The sequence below is a fragment of the Enterobacter sp. 148H3 genome, assembly GCF_034107425.1.
Taxonomy (GTDB): Bacteria; Pseudomonadota; Gammaproteobacteria; order Enterobacterales; family Enterobacteriaceae; genus Enterobacter; species Enterobacter vonholyi.
On the sequence record NZ_JAWNEI010000001.1, the window covers coordinates 250,429 to 265,090 of the forward strand.

The 14,662-nt window shown below is 56.0% G+C and carries 15 protein-coding genes; 12 read left to right on the top strand and 3 right to left on the bottom strand.

Annotation, left to right across the window (positions count from 1 at the left end; translation table 11 throughout):
• Positions 1 to 96 precede the first annotated feature (96 nt).
• From yfcF to yfcD, 3 genes are read left to right on the top strand one after another with little or no spacing between them, the layout of a single operon-like run.
• Positions 97 to 741, top strand: a complete 645-nt coding sequence (gene yfcF / locus USH94_RS01165; RefSeq protein ID WP_111965263.1) for a glutathione transferase — start codon at positions 97 to 99, stop codon at positions 739 to 741.
• A gap of 56 nt (positions 742 to 797) precedes the next feature.
• A complete protein-coding gene (gene yfcE / locus USH94_RS01170; protein ID WP_146749043.1) occupies positions 798 to 1,349 on the top strand; it encodes a phosphodiesterase in 552 nt (183 codons plus the stop codon).
• Between the two features lie 55 nt (positions 1,350 to 1,404).
• On the top strand, positions 1,405 to 1,959 hold the full coding sequence (yfcD, locus tag USH94_RS01175) for an NUDIX hydrolase YfcD (protein WP_032641987.1): 555 nt from the start codon (positions 1,405 to 1,407) through the stop codon (positions 1,957 to 1,959).
• A gap of 3 nt (positions 1,960 to 1,962) precedes the next feature.
• Here yfcD and USH94_RS01180 read toward each other — a convergent pair whose 3' ends face one another.
• Positions 1,963 to 2,982, bottom strand: a complete 1,020-nt coding sequence (locus USH94_RS01180) for a LacI family DNA-binding transcriptional regulator (protein ID WP_029741925.1) — start codon at positions 2,980 to 2,982, stop codon at positions 1,963 to 1,965.
• Between the two features lie 234 nt (positions 2,983 to 3,216).
• Here USH94_RS01180 and USH94_RS01185 point away from each other — a divergent pair, with 234 nt between their 5' ends.
• The 5 genes from USH94_RS01185 to USH94_RS01205 all read left to right on the top strand — a co-directional run bounded on the left by USH94_RS01185 (position 3,217) and on the right by USH94_RS01205 (position 7,199).
• Positions 3,217 to 3,660, top strand: coding sequence for a PTS sugar transporter subunit IIA (locus tag USH94_RS01185; protein WP_111965265.1), 444 nt, complete (start codon positions 3,217 to 3,219; stop codon positions 3,658 to 3,660).
• A gap of 80 nt (positions 3,661 to 3,740) precedes the next feature.
• On the top strand, positions 3,741 to 4,013 hold the full coding sequence (locus USH94_RS01190; RefSeq protein WP_003861447.1) for a PTS sugar transporter subunit IIB: 273 nt from the start codon (positions 3,741 to 3,743) through the stop codon (positions 4,011 to 4,013).
• 21 nt (positions 4,014 to 4,034) lie between these two features.
• Positions 4,035 to 5,426, top strand: coding sequence for a PTS ascorbate transporter subunit IIC (locus USH94_RS01195; RefSeq protein ID WP_023617386.1), 1,392 nt, complete (start codon positions 4,035 to 4,037; stop codon positions 5,424 to 5,426).
• Complete coding sequence (locus USH94_RS01200; protein WP_111965266.1) at positions 5,423 to 6,253, top strand: transketolase; 831 nt, start codon at positions 5,423 to 5,425, stop codon at positions 6,251 to 6,253. The genes USH94_RS01195 and USH94_RS01200 overlap by 4 nt, the downstream gene beginning before the upstream one ends.
• Complete coding sequence (locus USH94_RS01205; RefSeq protein WP_111965267.1) at positions 6,246 to 7,199, top strand: transketolase family protein; 954 nt, start codon at positions 6,246 to 6,248, stop codon at positions 7,197 to 7,199. The genes USH94_RS01200 and USH94_RS01205 overlap by 8 nt, the downstream gene beginning before the upstream one ends.
• A gap of 72 nt (positions 7,200 to 7,271) precedes the next feature.
• Here USH94_RS01205 and pta read toward each other — a convergent pair whose 3' ends face one another.
• Positions 7,272 to 9,413: a phosphate acetyltransferase gene (gene pta, locus USH94_RS01210; RefSeq protein WP_047174245.1), complete on the bottom strand. Its 2,142-nt coding sequence runs from the start codon at positions 9,411 to 9,413 to the stop codon at positions 7,272 to 7,274.
• Between the two features lie 76 nt (positions 9,414 to 9,489).
• The gene (gene ackA, locus USH94_RS01215; RefSeq protein ID WP_063145415.1) at positions 9,490 to 10,692 is read right to left on the bottom strand and encodes an acetate kinase; all 1,203 of its coding nucleotides are present in this window, start codon (positions 10,690 to 10,692) and stop codon (positions 9,490 to 9,492) included.
• A 337-nt stretch (positions 10,693 to 11,029) separates the two neighbouring features.
• Here ackA and yfbV point away from each other — a divergent pair, with 337 nt between their 5' ends.
• The 4 genes from yfbV to USH94_RS01235 all read left to right on the top strand — a co-directional run bounded on the left by yfbV (position 11,030) and on the right by USH94_RS01235 (position 14,650).
• Positions 11,030 to 11,485, top strand: coding sequence for a terminus macrodomain insulation protein YfbV (yfbV, locus tag USH94_RS01220; RefSeq protein WP_023312543.1), 456 nt, complete (start codon positions 11,030 to 11,032; stop codon positions 11,483 to 11,485).
• A 91-nt stretch (positions 11,486 to 11,576) separates the two neighbouring features.
• On the top strand, positions 11,577 to 12,071 hold the full coding sequence (locus USH94_RS01225; protein WP_023617380.1) for a YfbU family protein: 495 nt from the start codon (positions 11,577 to 11,579) through the stop codon (positions 12,069 to 12,071).
• A gap of 11 nt (positions 12,072 to 12,082) precedes the next feature.
• The gene (locus USH94_RS01230) at positions 12,083 to 12,742 is read left to right on the top strand and encodes a sugar phosphatase (protein ID WP_111965268.1); all 660 of its coding nucleotides are present in this window, start codon (positions 12,083 to 12,085) and stop codon (positions 12,740 to 12,742) included.
• A 75-nt stretch (positions 12,743 to 12,817) separates the two neighbouring features.
• Complete coding sequence (locus tag USH94_RS01235) at positions 12,818 to 14,650, top strand: SLC13 family permease (protein ID WP_111965269.1); 1,833 nt, start codon at positions 12,818 to 12,820, stop codon at positions 14,648 to 14,650.
• The last annotated feature ends 12 nt before the right edge of the window (positions 14,651 to 14,662 follow it).

A 14,662-nucleotide genomic window follows, 5' to 3' on the forward strand; every position in this document is an offset into this window, starting at 1 on the left:
ATAGGTGGTTGTTGTAAATCGTGAGTTTTCATCAAGTGACAGCGAGGCAAAGAGATTATATGTTGAGTAAAAACCCGATCAGCCGATGAGGATGTTATGAACCAGCCCGTAATCACGTTGTGGTCCGATGCGAATTTCTTTTCTCCCTATGTTATGAGCGTATACGTTGCGCTGGCCGAAAAAGGACTCACCTTTACGCTGAAGACCGTTGATCTCGACGGCGGTGAACATCTCAATCCACAGTGGCAGGGTTACGACCTGACCCGACGCGTGCCGGTGCTGGAGATTGACGGTTTTGCCCTGAGCGAATCGTCGGCGATCGATGAGTATCTGGAAGATCGGTTCGCCCCCCCGGAGTGGGAACGTATCTATCCTCACGATCTGCAAAAGCGCGCGCGGGCGCGGCAGATCCAGGCGTGGCTGCGTAGCGATCTGGTGCCGATTCGCGTCGAACGCTCGACGGACGTCGTGTTTGCCGGGGTGAAAAAGCCGGCGCTGAGCGCAGAAGGTGTAGAAAGCGCGAAGAAACTGATTGAAACCGCCATCTCGCTGCTTGCCCATGGCAACCCGAATCTTTTTGGCGAGTGGTGCATTGCCGACGCCGATCTGGCGTTGATGTTAAACCGCCTGATCCTCAACGGTGATGAGGTGCCGCAGCTGCTGGTGGATTATGCTGCGTTTCAGTGGCAGCGTGCCTCCGTGCAGCGCTATGTGGCACTCTCGGCTAAGCGCGCGGGCTGATAAGCCCAGACGCTTAAGGTATGATGGGGGCAGTCTGTTTTCCCGAGGAGTGACTGATGAAACTGATGTTTGCGTCGGATATCCATGGATCGCTGCCCGCAACCGAGCGTGTCCTTTCCCTGTTTGCACAAAGCGGTGCGCAGTGGCTGATTATTTTGGGCGACGTGCTGAATCATGGCCCTCGCAACGCGCTGCCGGAGGGCTATGACCCTGCGCGGGTCGTGGAAAAACTCAACCCGTATGCCTCGCGCATCATCGCCGTTCGCGGCAACTGTGACAGCGAAGTGGACCAGATGCTGCTGCATTTTCCCATTACCGCGCCGTGGCAGCAGGTGCTGCTCGAACAACACCGCCTGTTTCTGACCCACGGACATCTTTTCAGCCCGGATAATCTCCCGGCTCTCGCGGCTGGCGATGTCCTGGTTTACGGTCATACTCATATTCCGGTTGCGGAAAAACGCGGTGAGATTTATCACTTTAATCCGGGCTCGGTTAGCATCCCAAAAGGCGGATATCCTGCGAGCTACGGCATGCTGGAAGGAAATACCCTGAGCGTTATCGCACTTAATGATCAGCAAGTTATTGCGCAGGTAGCGATTAATCCGTAAGTTACACCTCAACTGCAAACGCGCCGAAAGAGCGCTTAGAAGAGAAGGTTTCCCGATGGTGGAGCAGAGTCATTTGGCAAGTACAGAGTGGGTTGACATTGTCAGCGAAGAGAATGAAGTGATCGCGCAGGCCAGTCGCGAACAAATGCGTGCGGAGCGTCTGCGTCACCGTGCAACGTACATCGTTGTGCATGACGGTATGGGCAAAATTCTGGTCCAGCGCCGTACGGACACCAAAGATTTTCTCCCAGGGATGTTGGATGCCACTGCAGGCGGGGTTGTCCAGGCAGATGAAGTGCTGCTGGATTCCGCGCGTCGAGAAGCAGAAGAAGAGCTAGGTATCGCCGGTGTGCCGTTTGCAGAGCACGGTCAGTTCTATTTCGAAGACGAAAACTGTCGCGTCTGGGGCGGGCTGTTTAGCTGCGTTTCTCACGGCCCGTTTGCCCTGCAGGAAGAAGAGGTGAGTGAAGTCTGCTGGATGACGCCGGAAGAAATTACCGCGCGTTGCGACGAGTTTACGCCGGATTCGTTAAAAGCGCTGGCGCTGTGGATGACCCGCAACGCCAAAAACGAATCGACCAAATCAGAGAAAGAGGAAGAGGCTGAGTAAGCTTCAGCAACTCTCTCTCAGACACAGACTGGACGCGATGGGCTTTTGATCGCGCCAGTCACCGTCATTCAGACGCTCCAGCAACGCTTTCCCGGCTTCAATTCCAATCTTACGATGCGGCACCGCCATCGTCGTCAGCGGCGGCTGACAGACGCGGCTCACGTCGCTATCGCCAAAGCCTACCACTGCCAGATCGTCCGGCACCTTGATTCGCCTGCGCTGGCACTCGTATAGCGCGCCGCAGGCCAGCTCGTCAGAGACGCATACCAGCGCATCCAGCTCCGGCCAGGCCAGCAGGAACTCGGGCAGCTGCGCCGCGCCGGTCGAGAAGCTAGGCGGCATCGCCGCGTTAATGACCCGGTTCGGCGACATATGGTGGCGAAGCATGGCTTTGTACCAGCCCTGAAGGTGCTGCTGGAAAATCCACTGCTCCTGGTTGGCGCACAGCAGGCCAATATTTTGATAGCCGCGCTTAATCACCATTTCCGTGAGTTCATACATGGCCGCCACGTTATCAATCCCGATATTCATATCAATCGGATCGGCGCGCATTGCGCCCATCTCCATCACCGGAATAGAGGCATTTTTCAGCCAGTGGCGAACAGTATCGGTATGTTCAACGCTGAGCAGGATAGCGGCGGCAATGTTCGACGCCAGCAGCGTCTCCAGCAGTTTCTCCTCCTGCTCAAGGCGATGCTGGGATTCTGCCAGCATGATCTGATATCCGGCAGGCTGCAGCACCTGCTGTAGCCCGGCGAACATCTCCGAACAACCGGCTTCGGAGAGGTTGGGCACCACCATGGCTATCGTCCATGACGACGCCGAGGCAAGGGCACTGGCGGCAAGATTAGGCATATAACCCAGCTCCTGCACGGCAGCTTCAATTTTTTCTCGTAGTTTATCGGAAACCTGTTCGGGCGTGCGAAGCGCACGGGACACGGTCATCGTGCCCACACCGGCAAGCTGTGCGACATCGGCAAGTGTCACTTTACCAGTACTGCGCCGTTTTCGGGTTAGAGACATACACCTTCCTGCTGACCAGACGCGTTCTTATTTTCCTTCGTTTCACGTGACAGGCAGTATACGCCTTAAATCCCTTTTTTTGCTGTGATTTAGCACCGTGATTGCAATTTGATAGCGCTATCACATTTTTGCATGTTAACTATTGGTAGCGCTATCTTTGTGATCGCGATCGCAGTCATCCAGCGATCTGTTGAATAAAGTTTGCTCATCTTTAGCGTGTAGCGGGAGTGAAAAGTGCTCAAAAAATGGATATATGATACAACCATCACGCTGCAGGATAGCGTGGAAAACTGGCCGCAGGCGCTGGAGCTGTGCGCGAAGCCGCTTCTGGATTTGCAGGTGATTGAGCCCGAATACGTCACGGCCATCATCCAGCAACACCACACGTTAGGACCCTATTATGTGCTGGCACCAGGGCTGGCGATGCCGCATGCGCGGCCGGAGGAAGGCGCCAAAGGATTGGGGTTGTCTTTATTAAAACTAAAACAGGGCGTCTCGTTTGGTGCCGGTGAGTTTGACCCTGTCGATGTGATTATCATGCTCGCGGCACCGGACAAACATAGCCATATTGAAATGATATCCGCACTCGCGGAATTATTTTCCAGCGACGAGGATATGGAGAAACTGCATCAGGCGAATACGCGGGAGGAAATTAAAACAATTATTAACCGCTTCTGATTTAATTCTGTAATCCGGTTTTTCACAACATTACGCGTCAGCGTGATGGGGCGTACTCTACTCAAAATAAGGGGATAACAATGAAAATCATGGCTATTTGCGGTTCTGGCCTGGGCAGCAGTTTTATGGTCGAAATGAATATAAAAAAGGTGCTCAAAAAGCTGGAGATTGAGGCTGAGGTTGAACATTCCGATCTCTCCTCGGCCACGCCAGGCGCGGCCGACCTGTTCGTGATGGCAAAAGACATTGCGGCCAGCGCCAGCGTGCCGGAAAGCCAGCTGGTGGTGATCAACAACATCATCGACATCAACGAACTTGAAGCGCAGCTGCGCGCCTGGTTCGAAAGACAATAACCCTGATAAGGCGAGGTGGATATGTTTATCCTTGAAACGCTGAATTTCGTTGTTGATATTTTAAAAGTCCCTTCGGTGCTGGTCGGTTTAATTGCGCTTATTGGTCTGGTTGCGCAGAAAAAAGCGTTTTCGGACGTGGTGAAAGGAACCATTAAAACTATTCTGGGCTTTATTGTGCTGGGCGGTGGCGCCACTGTGCTGGTCGGGTCATTAAATCCGCTAGGCGGTATGTTCGAACACGCCTTTACGATTCAGGGCATTATTCCAAACAATGAAGCTATTGTCTCCATTGCGCTGGAAAAATACGGTGCAGCGACCGCGCTGATTATGGCCTTCGGCATGGTGGCGAATATTATCGTCGCGCGCTTTACTCGCCTGAAGTACATCTTCCTGACCGGGCACCACACGTTTTACATGGCATGCATGATTGGCGTGATCCTGACGGTGGCGGGCTTTGAAGGCGTAGGACTGGTCTTTACAGGCTCGCTGATCCTCGGCCTGATCATGGCTTTCTTCCCGGCGATTGCGCAGCGCTACATGAAGCGCATTACCGGCAACGATGAGATTGCCTTCGGCCACTTCGGCACGCTGGGCTACGTGCTTTCAGGCTGGATTGGCAGCAAGGTCGGCAAAGGCTCCCGCTCAACCGAAGAGATGAACCTGCCGAAGAATCTGAGCTTCCTGCGCGACAGTTCGATCTCCATCTCCCTGACCATGATGATTATCTACCTGATCATGGCTGTGAGCGCCGGGCGCGAGTACGTCGAGGCTACCTTCAGCGCCGGCCAGAACTACCTCGTCTACGCCATCATCATGGCAATCACCTTTGCGGCGGGGGTGTTCATTATCCTGCAGGGCGTACGCCTGATTCTGGCAGAAATCGTCCCGGCCTTTACCGGCTTCTCGGAGAAACTGGTGCCGAACGCGCGTCCTGCGCTGGACTGCCCGGTGGTGTACCCCTATGCGCCAAACGCGGTGCTGATTGGTTTCCTGTTTAGCTTCCTCGGCGGGATTGTGGGGTTGTTCATCTGCGGTCAGTTCAGCTGGGTGCTAATCCTCCCGGGCGTGGTGCCGCACTTCTTCACCGGCGCAACCGCTGGCGTGTTCGGTAATGCCACCGGCGGACGTCGCGGGGCGATGATTGGTGCGTTTGCCAACGGTCTGCTGATTACCTTCCTGCCGGTCCTATTGCTGCCGGTACTGGGCGCCATTGGTTTTGCCAACACCACCTTCTCGGACGCCGACTTCGGCGCGGTCGGGATTGTCCTCGGCAACCTGGCGCGCTTCCTGTCGCCGCTGGCCATCACCGGGCTGGTCGTGGCGCTGTTCGCGCTGCTGGTGGCGTACAACGTCTTCGCGAAAAACAAACCTGCGGGCGGTAACGCGCAGGAAAACACCGGAGCCAAATCATGAATGAGAAAGAGATAACCGAACTCGCGCGTCAGATCCGCCTTGAGACGCTGAAGTCGCTGACGCAGCTGGGCTTTGGCCACTACGGCGGCAGCATGTCGGTGGTTGAAACGCTGGCCGTACTCTACGGCGCGGTGATGAAAATCGACCCGGCGGATCCGGACTGGCCGGAGCGAGACTATTTTGTCCTGTCGAAAGGCCATGCGGGCCCGGCGCTCTACAGCACGCTGGCAATCAAGGGCTATTTCCCGGTGGAAGAGCTAAGCACGCTGAACCAGAACGGCACGCGCCTGCCGAGCCACCCGGACCGCCTGAAAACGCGTGGCGTAGATGCTACTACCGGTTCGCTGGGACAGGGGATTTCCATCGCCGGCGGTATGGCGCTGTCGCACAGGCTGGCCGGGCGACCGAATCGGGTCTTCTGTATCGTCGGCGACGGCGAGCTGAACGAGGGGCAGTGCTGGGAAGCATTCCAGTTTATTGCCCACCATCGCCTGAACAACCTGACGGTATTTGTCGACTGGAACAAACAACAGCTCGACGGCGAGCTGGACGAGATCATCAGCGCGTTCGACCTGGAGGGCAAATTCCGCGCCTTTGGCTTTGACGTGGTGACGGTGAAGGGGGACGACATTCCTGCGCTGCTGGAGGTGACGTCCCGGGTGCCTGCCGCGGACGCTCGCCCGCGGGTGGTGATCCTCGACAGCATCAAAGGCCAGGGGGTGCCGTATCTGGAGCAGCTCAGCAATTCGCACCACCTGCGATTGACCGCGGAGAGCAAAGCGGCCCTCAACGAGACGATTCGCCAACTGGAGGCTTCACATGATTAAGGTTGCACCGGCAGGACAGAAAGACGCCGTTGAGATGCGTAAGGTCTACGCTGGCTTCGTGGCAAAACAGATTGAGGCCGGAAGTGACATCATTGCGCTCGAAGCAGATCTGATGAGCTCGATGGCGATGGACGGCGTAGCGCGCGATTATCCGCAGCACGTGATTAACTGCGGCATTATGGAGGCCAACGTCATCGGCACGGCGGCGGGGCTGTCGCTTACCGGACGCAAGCCGTTCGTTCACACCTTCACCGCCTTTGCCAGCCGCCGCTGTTTTGACCAGCTGTTTATGTCTCTGGACTATCAGCGAAACAACGTGAAGGTGATTGCTTCAGACGCGGGCGTGACGGCCTGCCACAACGGCGGAACGCATATGTCGTTTGAGGATATGGGCATCGTGCGCGGTCTGGCGCATTCGGTGGTGCTGGAGGTGACCGACGCGGTGATGTTCGAGGACGTGCTGCGACAGCTTATCGATCTCGACGGCTTCTACTGGGTGCGGACCATCCGTAAGCAGGCACCGAGCGTGTATGCGCCTGGCTCAACCTTCACCATTGGCAAAGGCAACGTGCTGCGCGAAGGAACCGATATTACCCTGATTGCCAACGGCATCATGGTGTCGGAAGCGCTGGAAGCCGCGCGCCAGCTTGAGCAGGAGGGCGTCAGCGCGGCGGTCATCGACATGTTTACCCTGAAGCCCATTGACCGGATGCTGGTGAAAAACTACGCCGAGAAAACCGGGCGCATCGTCACCTGTGAAAACCACAGCATTCACAACGGCCTCGGGTCGGCGGTGGCGGAAGTGCTGGCGGAAACCTGCCCGGTGCCGATGCGGCGGGTGGGCGTTAAGGAGCGTTATGGCCAGGTGGGGACGCAGGATTTTCTGCAGAAAGAGTATGGCCTGACGGCACATGACATTGTATCGGCGGCGCGCGAGCTGCTGTAAATAAAAAAGGCGACCGGTTAAGTGGTCGCCTTTCTTGCCCGGTAAGCGCTAGCGCCACCGGGCTTTTTAACATTACTGCTGCTGCGAAGACTGGATAGCCGTCAGCGCGATGGTGTAAACGATATCGTCTACCAGTGCGCCACGAGACAGGTCGTTCACAGGTTTGCGCATGCCCTGCAGCATCGGCCCGATGGAGATCAGGTCGGCAGAACGCTGCACCGCTTTGTAGGTGGTGTTACCGGTGTTCAGATCCGGGAAGATGAACACGGTAGCGCGGCCTGCAACCGGCGAGTTCGGCGCTTTAGATTTCGCAACGTCAGCCATTACGGCGGCGTCGTACTGCAGCGGGCCGTCGATCATCAGGTCAGGACGTTTTTCCTGTGCCAGACGGGTCGCTTCACGCACTTTCTCTACGTCGCTACCTGCACCAGAGGTACCGGTGGAGTAGGAGAGCATCGCCACGCGCGGTTCGATACCGAAGGCAATCGCGGAGTCCGCGGACTGGATAGCGATTTCTGCCAGCTGTTCTGCGGTTGGATCCGGGTTGATCGCGCAGTCGCCGTAAACGTAAACCTGTTCAGGCAGCAGCATGAAGAACACGGAAGAAACCAGAGAGCTGCCTGGCGCGGTTTTGATCAGCTGCAGCGGTGGACGGATGGTGTTCGCTGTGGTGTGAACCGCACCGGAAACCAGACCGTCAACTTCGTCCTGCTCCAGCATCAGCGTGCCCAGCACAACGTTGTCTTCCAGCTGCTCGCGCGCAACGGCTTCGGTCATGCCTTTGCTCTTACGCAGCTCTACCAGACGGGCAACGTAGCTTTCGCGAACCACTTCCGGGTCAACGATTTCAATGCCTGCGCCCAGCTCAACGCCCTGAGAGGCCGCCACGCGGTTGATCTCATCCGGGTTACCCAGCAGCACACAGGTCGCGATGCCGCGCTCTGCACAGATAGCCGCTGCTTTAACGGTACGTGGTTCATCGCCTTCTGGCAGAACAACGCGTTTGCCCGCTTTGCGCGCCAGCTCGGTCAGCTGGTAACGGAATGCTGGAGGAGACAGACGACGGCTGCGCTCGGAGGTCGCAGTCAGGGATTCGATCCAGTCTGCGTTGATGTAGCCCGCAACGTATTCCTGAACTTTCTCGATACGCTCGTGGTCATCAACCGGCACTTCCAGGTTGAAGCTCTGCAGGCTCAGGGAGGTCTGCCAGGTGTTGGTGTTCACCATGAAGACCGGCAGGCCGGTAGCGAACGCGCGTTCGCACAGCTTGCTGACGCGCGGGTCCATCTCGTAGGCACCGGTCAGCAGGATCGCACCGATTTCCACACCGTTCATCGCGGCCAGGCAGGCTGCAACCAGCACGTCAGGACGGTCTGCGGAGGTCACCAGCAGGGAACCTGCGCGGAAGTGTTCCAGCATGTGCGGAATGCTACGCGCACAGAAGGTCACGGACTTCACGCGGCGGGTGTTGATGTCGCCTTCGTTAACGATGGTGGCGTTCAGGTGACGCGCCATGTCGATTGCACGGGTGGCAATCAGATCGAAGCTCCATGGCACCGCGCCCAGAACTGGAAGCGGGCTGGATTCCTGCAGCTTAGCCGGGTCAACTTTGATGACTTTCGCTTTGGAAGAGTCGTCGAAGATCTCGGACAGGTCAGGGCGAGTACGGCCCTGCTCATCCACTGGCGCGTTCAGCTTGTTGACGATCACGCCGGTGATGTTGGTGTTTTTCGCGCCGCCGAAGCTGCTGCGCGTCAGCTCGATACGCTCGTTCAGCTGCTCTGGGGTGTCGGTGCCCTGAGACATCACGAAAACGATCTCTGCGTTCAGGGTTTTCGCAATTTCAAAGTTCAGAGACTGAGCAAACTGATGTTTGCGGGTTGGAACCAGACCTTCTACCAGCACCACTTCCGCGTCTTGCGCGTTAGCATGGTAGTTGGCGATGATCTCTTCCATCAGCACATCTTTCTGGTTGCTGGAGAGGAGAGATTCAACGTGGCTCATCTTCAGCGGTTCGGCCGCTGGCAGATTGGAGTTTTTGCGCACGATGGTGGTGGTCTGGTCTGGCGCATCGCCACCGGCACGTGGCTGGGCGATTGGCTTAAAGACGCTCAGACGAACGCCTTTGCGTTCCATAGCACGGATAACGCCAAGGCTGACGCTGGTCAGGCCGACGCTGGTTCCGGTAGGGATCAGCATAATAGTACGGGACACGGTTTATCCTCTTTCGTTACCGCCGCAATTGGGCGGGTTACAAAACAGCACCGCCAGCATTGCTGGCGGTGTGGAATCAGGCAGTCAGGCGGTGCGCGTCTTGCGCGATGACCAGCTCTTCGTTAGTTGGGATTACGAGAGCAGGGCGGGTGCCTTCTTTGTTGATGAAGCCAGACTTGCCGAAGCGGGCAGCCAGGTTACGCTCGTGATCAACCTCAAAGCCCAGAACGCCCAGTTTGCCCAGGGACAGTTCACGAACCATTGCCGCGTTCTCACCGATACCACCAGTGAAGATAACCGCGTCCAGACGGCCTTCCATCAGCGCAGTGTAAGAGCCGATGTACTTCGCCAGACGGTGGCAGTAAACGTCCATTGCACGTTTAGCGTCTTCTTTCTCTGCGTAGTTGTCTTCAACGTAACGGCAGTCGCTGGTGACTTCGGTCAGACCCAGCAGGCCAGACTCTTTGGTCAGCATTTTGTTGATCTGGTCAACGCTCATGCCCAGGGTGTCATGCAGGTGGAAGATGATTGCCGGGTCGATGTCACCGGAACGGGTACCCATCACCAGACCTTCCAGCGGGGTCAGACCCATGGAAGTATCAACACATTTACCGTTGCGGATAGCCGAAACAGAACCACCGTTGCCCAGGTGGCAGGTGATGATGTTCAGTTCTTCAACCGGCTTGTTCAGGACTTTTGCGGCTTCCTGAGTCACATAGAAGTGGCTGGTGCCGTGCGCGCCGTAACGACGTACGCCGTGTTCTTTGTAGAGGCTGTATGGCAGGGCATAGAGGTAAGACTCTTCCGGCATGGTCTGATGGAACGCGGTGTCGAACACGGCCACGTTTTTGTCTTTCAGATTCGGGAAGGATTTCAGTGCTTCAGCGATACCGATCAGGTGAGCCGGGTTGTGCAGCGGTGCGAAGGACGCAGAGTCCTTGATGCCCTGGATCACAGATTCGTCGATCACCACGGAGCTGGTGTATTTTTCGCCGCCGTGGACGATACGGTGACCAATCGCAGTCAGCTGAGCAGACAGTTCTGGTTTTTGTGCCAGAATAGTGTTAACGATAAAGTTCAGCGCTTCACTGTGAGCGGCGCCTGCACCTAAAGCCGCTTCTTGTTTGCTGCCGTCCATCTTCCACTTGATACGTGCTTCAGGCAGATGGAAACATTCGGCCAAACCAGAGAGGTATTCGTCACCGTTGAGCGCATCGATGATGGCGAATTTCAGTGAGGAGCTACCGCAGTTCAGAACCAGTACTAACTTACTCGACATGGAAGTACCTATTATTGATACGTGGCTAAAAAAACGTCAGTGAGTCTAACAGCGTAACGCATGATGACTCGGACATTTATGATTAACATCATGCCAAACGAACATTGTGGCATGATGGAAGAAATAACTATGATTTTATGCCATTTTGCACAATTTTCAGCCAATGGCATAATATGCAATAATTTGACGAGCTAATGATTCTCGTCTATGGCCCTATCAGGCTGGCACAGGATACCCGATACGGGGTAGAGATGACAAAATATTTTGAACGTTGTCATAGCTTGTTGTGGTTTTGCACGAAAATTTTAATTTTTATATGTGAAGTTGAGGTACAGCCATGTCGACACCAGAGAACCCGTCCGTAAATTTCTTCAGTCTGTTTCGTCGGGGACAGCATTATGCAAAGACGTGGCCAATGGAAAAGCGCCTTGCGCCGATGTTTATTGAGAATCGCACCATCCGCGCCACGCGCTATGCGATTCGCTTTATGCCGCCTGTCGCTGTCTTTACGCTGTGCTGGCAGATTGCGCTGGGTGGGCAGCTTGGACCTGCCGTCGCCACGGCGCTCTTCGCATTAAGCCTGCCGATGCAAGGCCTGTGGTGGTTAGGTAAACGGTCCATCACGCCACTTCCACCTTCTATTTTACACTGGTTTTATGAAGTGCGCGGTAAGCTTGAAGAGGCCGGGCAGGCGCTCGCCCCGGTTGAAGGCAAGCCGGATTACCAGGCGCTGGCGGACACGTTAAAGCGTGCTTTTAAGCAACTGGATAAAACATTCCTCGATGATTTGTGATTGATCATCGAAACGACGACGAAAAGAAGGCACAGTAACAATCAGTTACCGTGTCTTTTTTTTAAGTGCAATGCGCTACAGGAGTCGAAAGATGGAAATGACCCATGCTCAACGTCTGATTTTGTCTAACCAGTACAAGATGATGACTATGCTTGATCCCGATAACGCTGCGCGCTACAGCCGCCTGCAAACCATAGTCGAACGCGGCTTTGGTTTGCAAATGCGTGAACTGGACCGCGAGTTTGGCGAGCTGAAAGAAGAAACCTGCCGCATCGTGATCGATATTATGGAGATGTATCACGCTCTGCACGTGTCCTGGACGAATCTCAAAGATCGGCAGTCCATTGACGAGCGCCGCGTGACCTTTTTAGGCTTTGATGCCGCAACGGAAGCGCGTTATCTGAGCTATGTTCGTTTTATGGTGAATACTGAAGGGCGTTATACCCACTTTGACGCGGGCACCCACGGCTTCAACGCGCAGACCCCGATGTGGGATAAGTATCAGCGCATGCTGAGCGCGTGGCATGCCTGTCCGCGTCAGTACCATTTAAGCAGCAACGAAATTCAACAAATCATTAATGCCTGACGGAGGTGCGTGTGCAGTGTAGAGGTTTTCTGTTTGATCTGGACGGTACGCTGGTGGACTCGCTGCCGGTTGTTGAGCGTTCATGGTGCCATTGGGCTGACAGACATGGCATCGACCATCAGGACGTGCTGAATTTTATCCATGGCAAACAGGCCATTACCTCGCTACGGCACTTCCTGGCCGGACGCACTGAGGACGAAATTCAGGCGGAGTTCAAATACCTGGAGCATATTGAAGCCACCGATACTGACGGCATCACCGCATTACCAGGCGCGCACGAACTGCTTGAGCATTTGAACGAGGCGCAGATCCCGTGGGCTATCGTCACCTCCGGTTCCGTACCGGTTGCCCACGCCCGACACAAGGCGGCAGGGTTGCCGACGCCTGACGTGTTTATTACGGCGGAGCGCGTGAAGCGGGGTAAACCGGAACCTGATGCATTTTTACTGGGCGCTGAACTGCTGGGCCTCGACCCGGCAGAGTGCGTGGTGGTGGAAGATGCGGCGGCAGGCGTACTGGCCGGGCTGAACGCAGGGAGCCACGTCATCGCCGTTAACGTTCCGGCGGGATCTCCCCGCCTGGAGGAGGCAGATTTGGTGCTCGATTCACTGACGGCACTGGCTGTTTCGAAAGCCTCTGATGGTGTTGTAACCGTCTCGCTAAAAATGTAAACCCATGATATAGCCCCACGCTGATGGGGCTTTTTTATGGCAAAATTTCTCATCTCCCACTGACAAGGACATGTTGTGAACGGTGAACTGATTTGGGTCCTGAGCCTGCTTTTAATCGCCATCCTTCTTTTTGCAACGGGCAAGGTACGCATGGACGCCGTCGCCCTGTTTGTCATCGTCGCGTTTGTGCTGAGCGGTACGCTCACGCTGCCGGAAGCCTTCTCCGGGTTTAGCGATCCCAACGTTATCCTGATTGCAGCCCTGTTTATTATTGGTGATGGGCTGGTGCGCACCGGCGTGGCGACTATTGTGGGGTCGTGGCTAGTGAAAGTGGCGGGCAGCAGCGAAACCAAAATGTTGATCTACCTGATGGTGACCGTCGCCGGGCTGGGAGCGTTTATGAGCTCCACGGGCGTGGTCGCCATCTTTATCCCGGTGGTGCTGAGCGTTTCCATGCGGATGCAGAGCTCGCCGTCGCGCCTGATGATGCCCCTGAGTTTCGCCGGTTTGATCAGCGGAATGATGACGTTGGTGGCAACGCCGCCGAACCTGGTCGTCAACAGCGAGCTGATCCGGGAAGGATTTGAGGGCTTCAGTTTTTTCAGCGTCACCCCGCTTGGGCTGGTTATTCTTGTAATGGGCGTGGTCTACATGCTGCTGACCCGTTTTGCCCTTAAAGGTGAAAGACAGGACAAAAATAAAGAAGGATGGAAGCGACGCACCTTCCGCGATTTGATTAAAGAGTACCGCCTTACCGGGCGCGCGCGCCGTCTGGCTATTCGCCCCGGCTCGCCGATGGTGGGACAGCGGCTGGATGACCTGAAACTGCGTGAGCGCTATGGCGCGAATGTGATTGGCGTAGAGCGCTGGCGACGTTTTCGTCGAGTGATCGTTAACGTCAACGGGGTGTCGGAATTCCGCGCGCGTGACGTCCTGCTGATTGATATGTCCACCGCGGACGTGGACCTGCGCGATTTTTGCAGCGAACAGCTGCTGGAACCTATGGTGCTTCGCGGGGAGTATTTCTCCGATCAGGCGCTGGATGTCGGCATGGCCGAGGTGTCGCTAATCCCGGAGTCGGAACTGTTAGGTAAAACCGTGCGGGAAATGGGATTCCGTACCCGTTATGGCCTTAACGTCGTGGGGCTGAAGCGCGATGGCGTGGCGATGGAAGGGGCGGTAGTCGATGAGCCGATCCTGCTGGGCGACATCTTCCTGGTTGTCGGTAACTGGAAGCTGATAAGCCAGCTCGGGCAAAAAGGGCGTGATTTTGTGGTGCTCAACATGCCTGTTGAGGAGAGCGACGCGTCGCCTGCGCACAGCCAGGCGCCTCACGCTATTTTTTGTCTGGTGCTGATGGTGGCGCTGATGCTGACCGATGAAATTCCCAATCCGGTCGCGGCAATCATCGCCTGCCTGTTGATGGGTAAATTCCGCTGTATTGACGCCGAAAGCGCCTATAAAGCCGTTCACTGGCCGAGCATAATTCTCATTGTCGGAATGATGCCCTTCGCCCTGGCGCTGCAAAAAACCGGCGGGGTGGATCTGATCGTTAAAGGCTTAATGGACGTTGGCGGCGGGTATGGGCCGTACATGATGATGGTCTGTTTATTTATCATGTGCGCCACCATCGGTCTGTTTATCTCGAATACCGCGACGGCGGTTCTGATGGCGCCTATCGCGCTGGCGATGGCAAAGTCCATGGGCGTTTCGCCGTACCCGTTTGCGATGATGGTGGCGATGGCCGCTTCCGCGGCATTTATGACGCCGGTCTCTTCTCCGGTAAACACGCTGGTGCTGGGGCCGGGGAACTATCGATTCAGCGATTTCGTAAAGCTGGGCGTGCCGTTCACCGTGCTGGTGATGGTGGTGTGCGTGGTATTGATACCGGTCCTGTTTCCGTTTTAAGCGTGAGCATAG

Bases quoted from the DNA above. Each gene is read 5' to 3' on its own strand.
- yfcF (WP_111965263.1), top strand. From the start codon at position 97: ATGAACCAGCCCGTAATCACGTTGTGGTCCGATGCGAATTTCTTTTCT.
- yfcE (WP_146749043.1), top strand. From the start codon at position 798: ATGAAACTGATGTTTGCGTCGGATATCCATGGATCGCTGCCCGCAACC.
- yfcD (WP_032641987.1), top strand. From the start codon at position 1,405: ATGGTGGAGCAGAGTCATTTGGCAAGTACAGAGTGGGTTGACATTGTC.
- USH94_RS01180 (WP_029741925.1), bottom strand. From the start codon at position 2,982: ATGTCTCTAACCCGAAAACGGCGCAGTACTGGTAAAGTGACACTTGCC.
- USH94_RS01190 (WP_003861447.1), top strand. From the start codon at position 3,741: ATGAAAATCATGGCTATTTGCGGTTCTGGCCTGGGCAGCAGTTTTATG.
- USH94_RS01195 (WP_023617386.1), top strand. From the start codon at position 4,035: ATGTTTATCCTTGAAACGCTGAATTTCGTTGTTGATATTTTAAAAGTC.
- USH94_RS01200 (WP_111965266.1), top strand. From the start codon at position 5,423: ATGAATGAGAAAGAGATAACCGAACTCGCGCGTCAGATCCGCCTTGAG.
- USH94_RS01205 (WP_111965267.1), top strand. From the start codon at position 6,246: ATGATTAAGGTTGCACCGGCAGGACAGAAAGACGCCGTTGAGATGCGT.
- ackA (WP_063145415.1), bottom strand. From the start codon at position 10,692: ATGTCGAGTAAGTTAGTACTGGTTCTGAACTGCGGTAGCTCCTCACTG.
- yfbV (WP_023312543.1), top strand. From the start codon at position 11,030: ATGTCGACACCAGAGAACCCGTCCGTAAATTTCTTCAGTCTGTTTCGT.
- USH94_RS01225 (WP_023617380.1), top strand. From the start codon at position 11,577: ATGGAAATGACCCATGCTCAACGTCTGATTTTGTCTAACCAGTACAAG.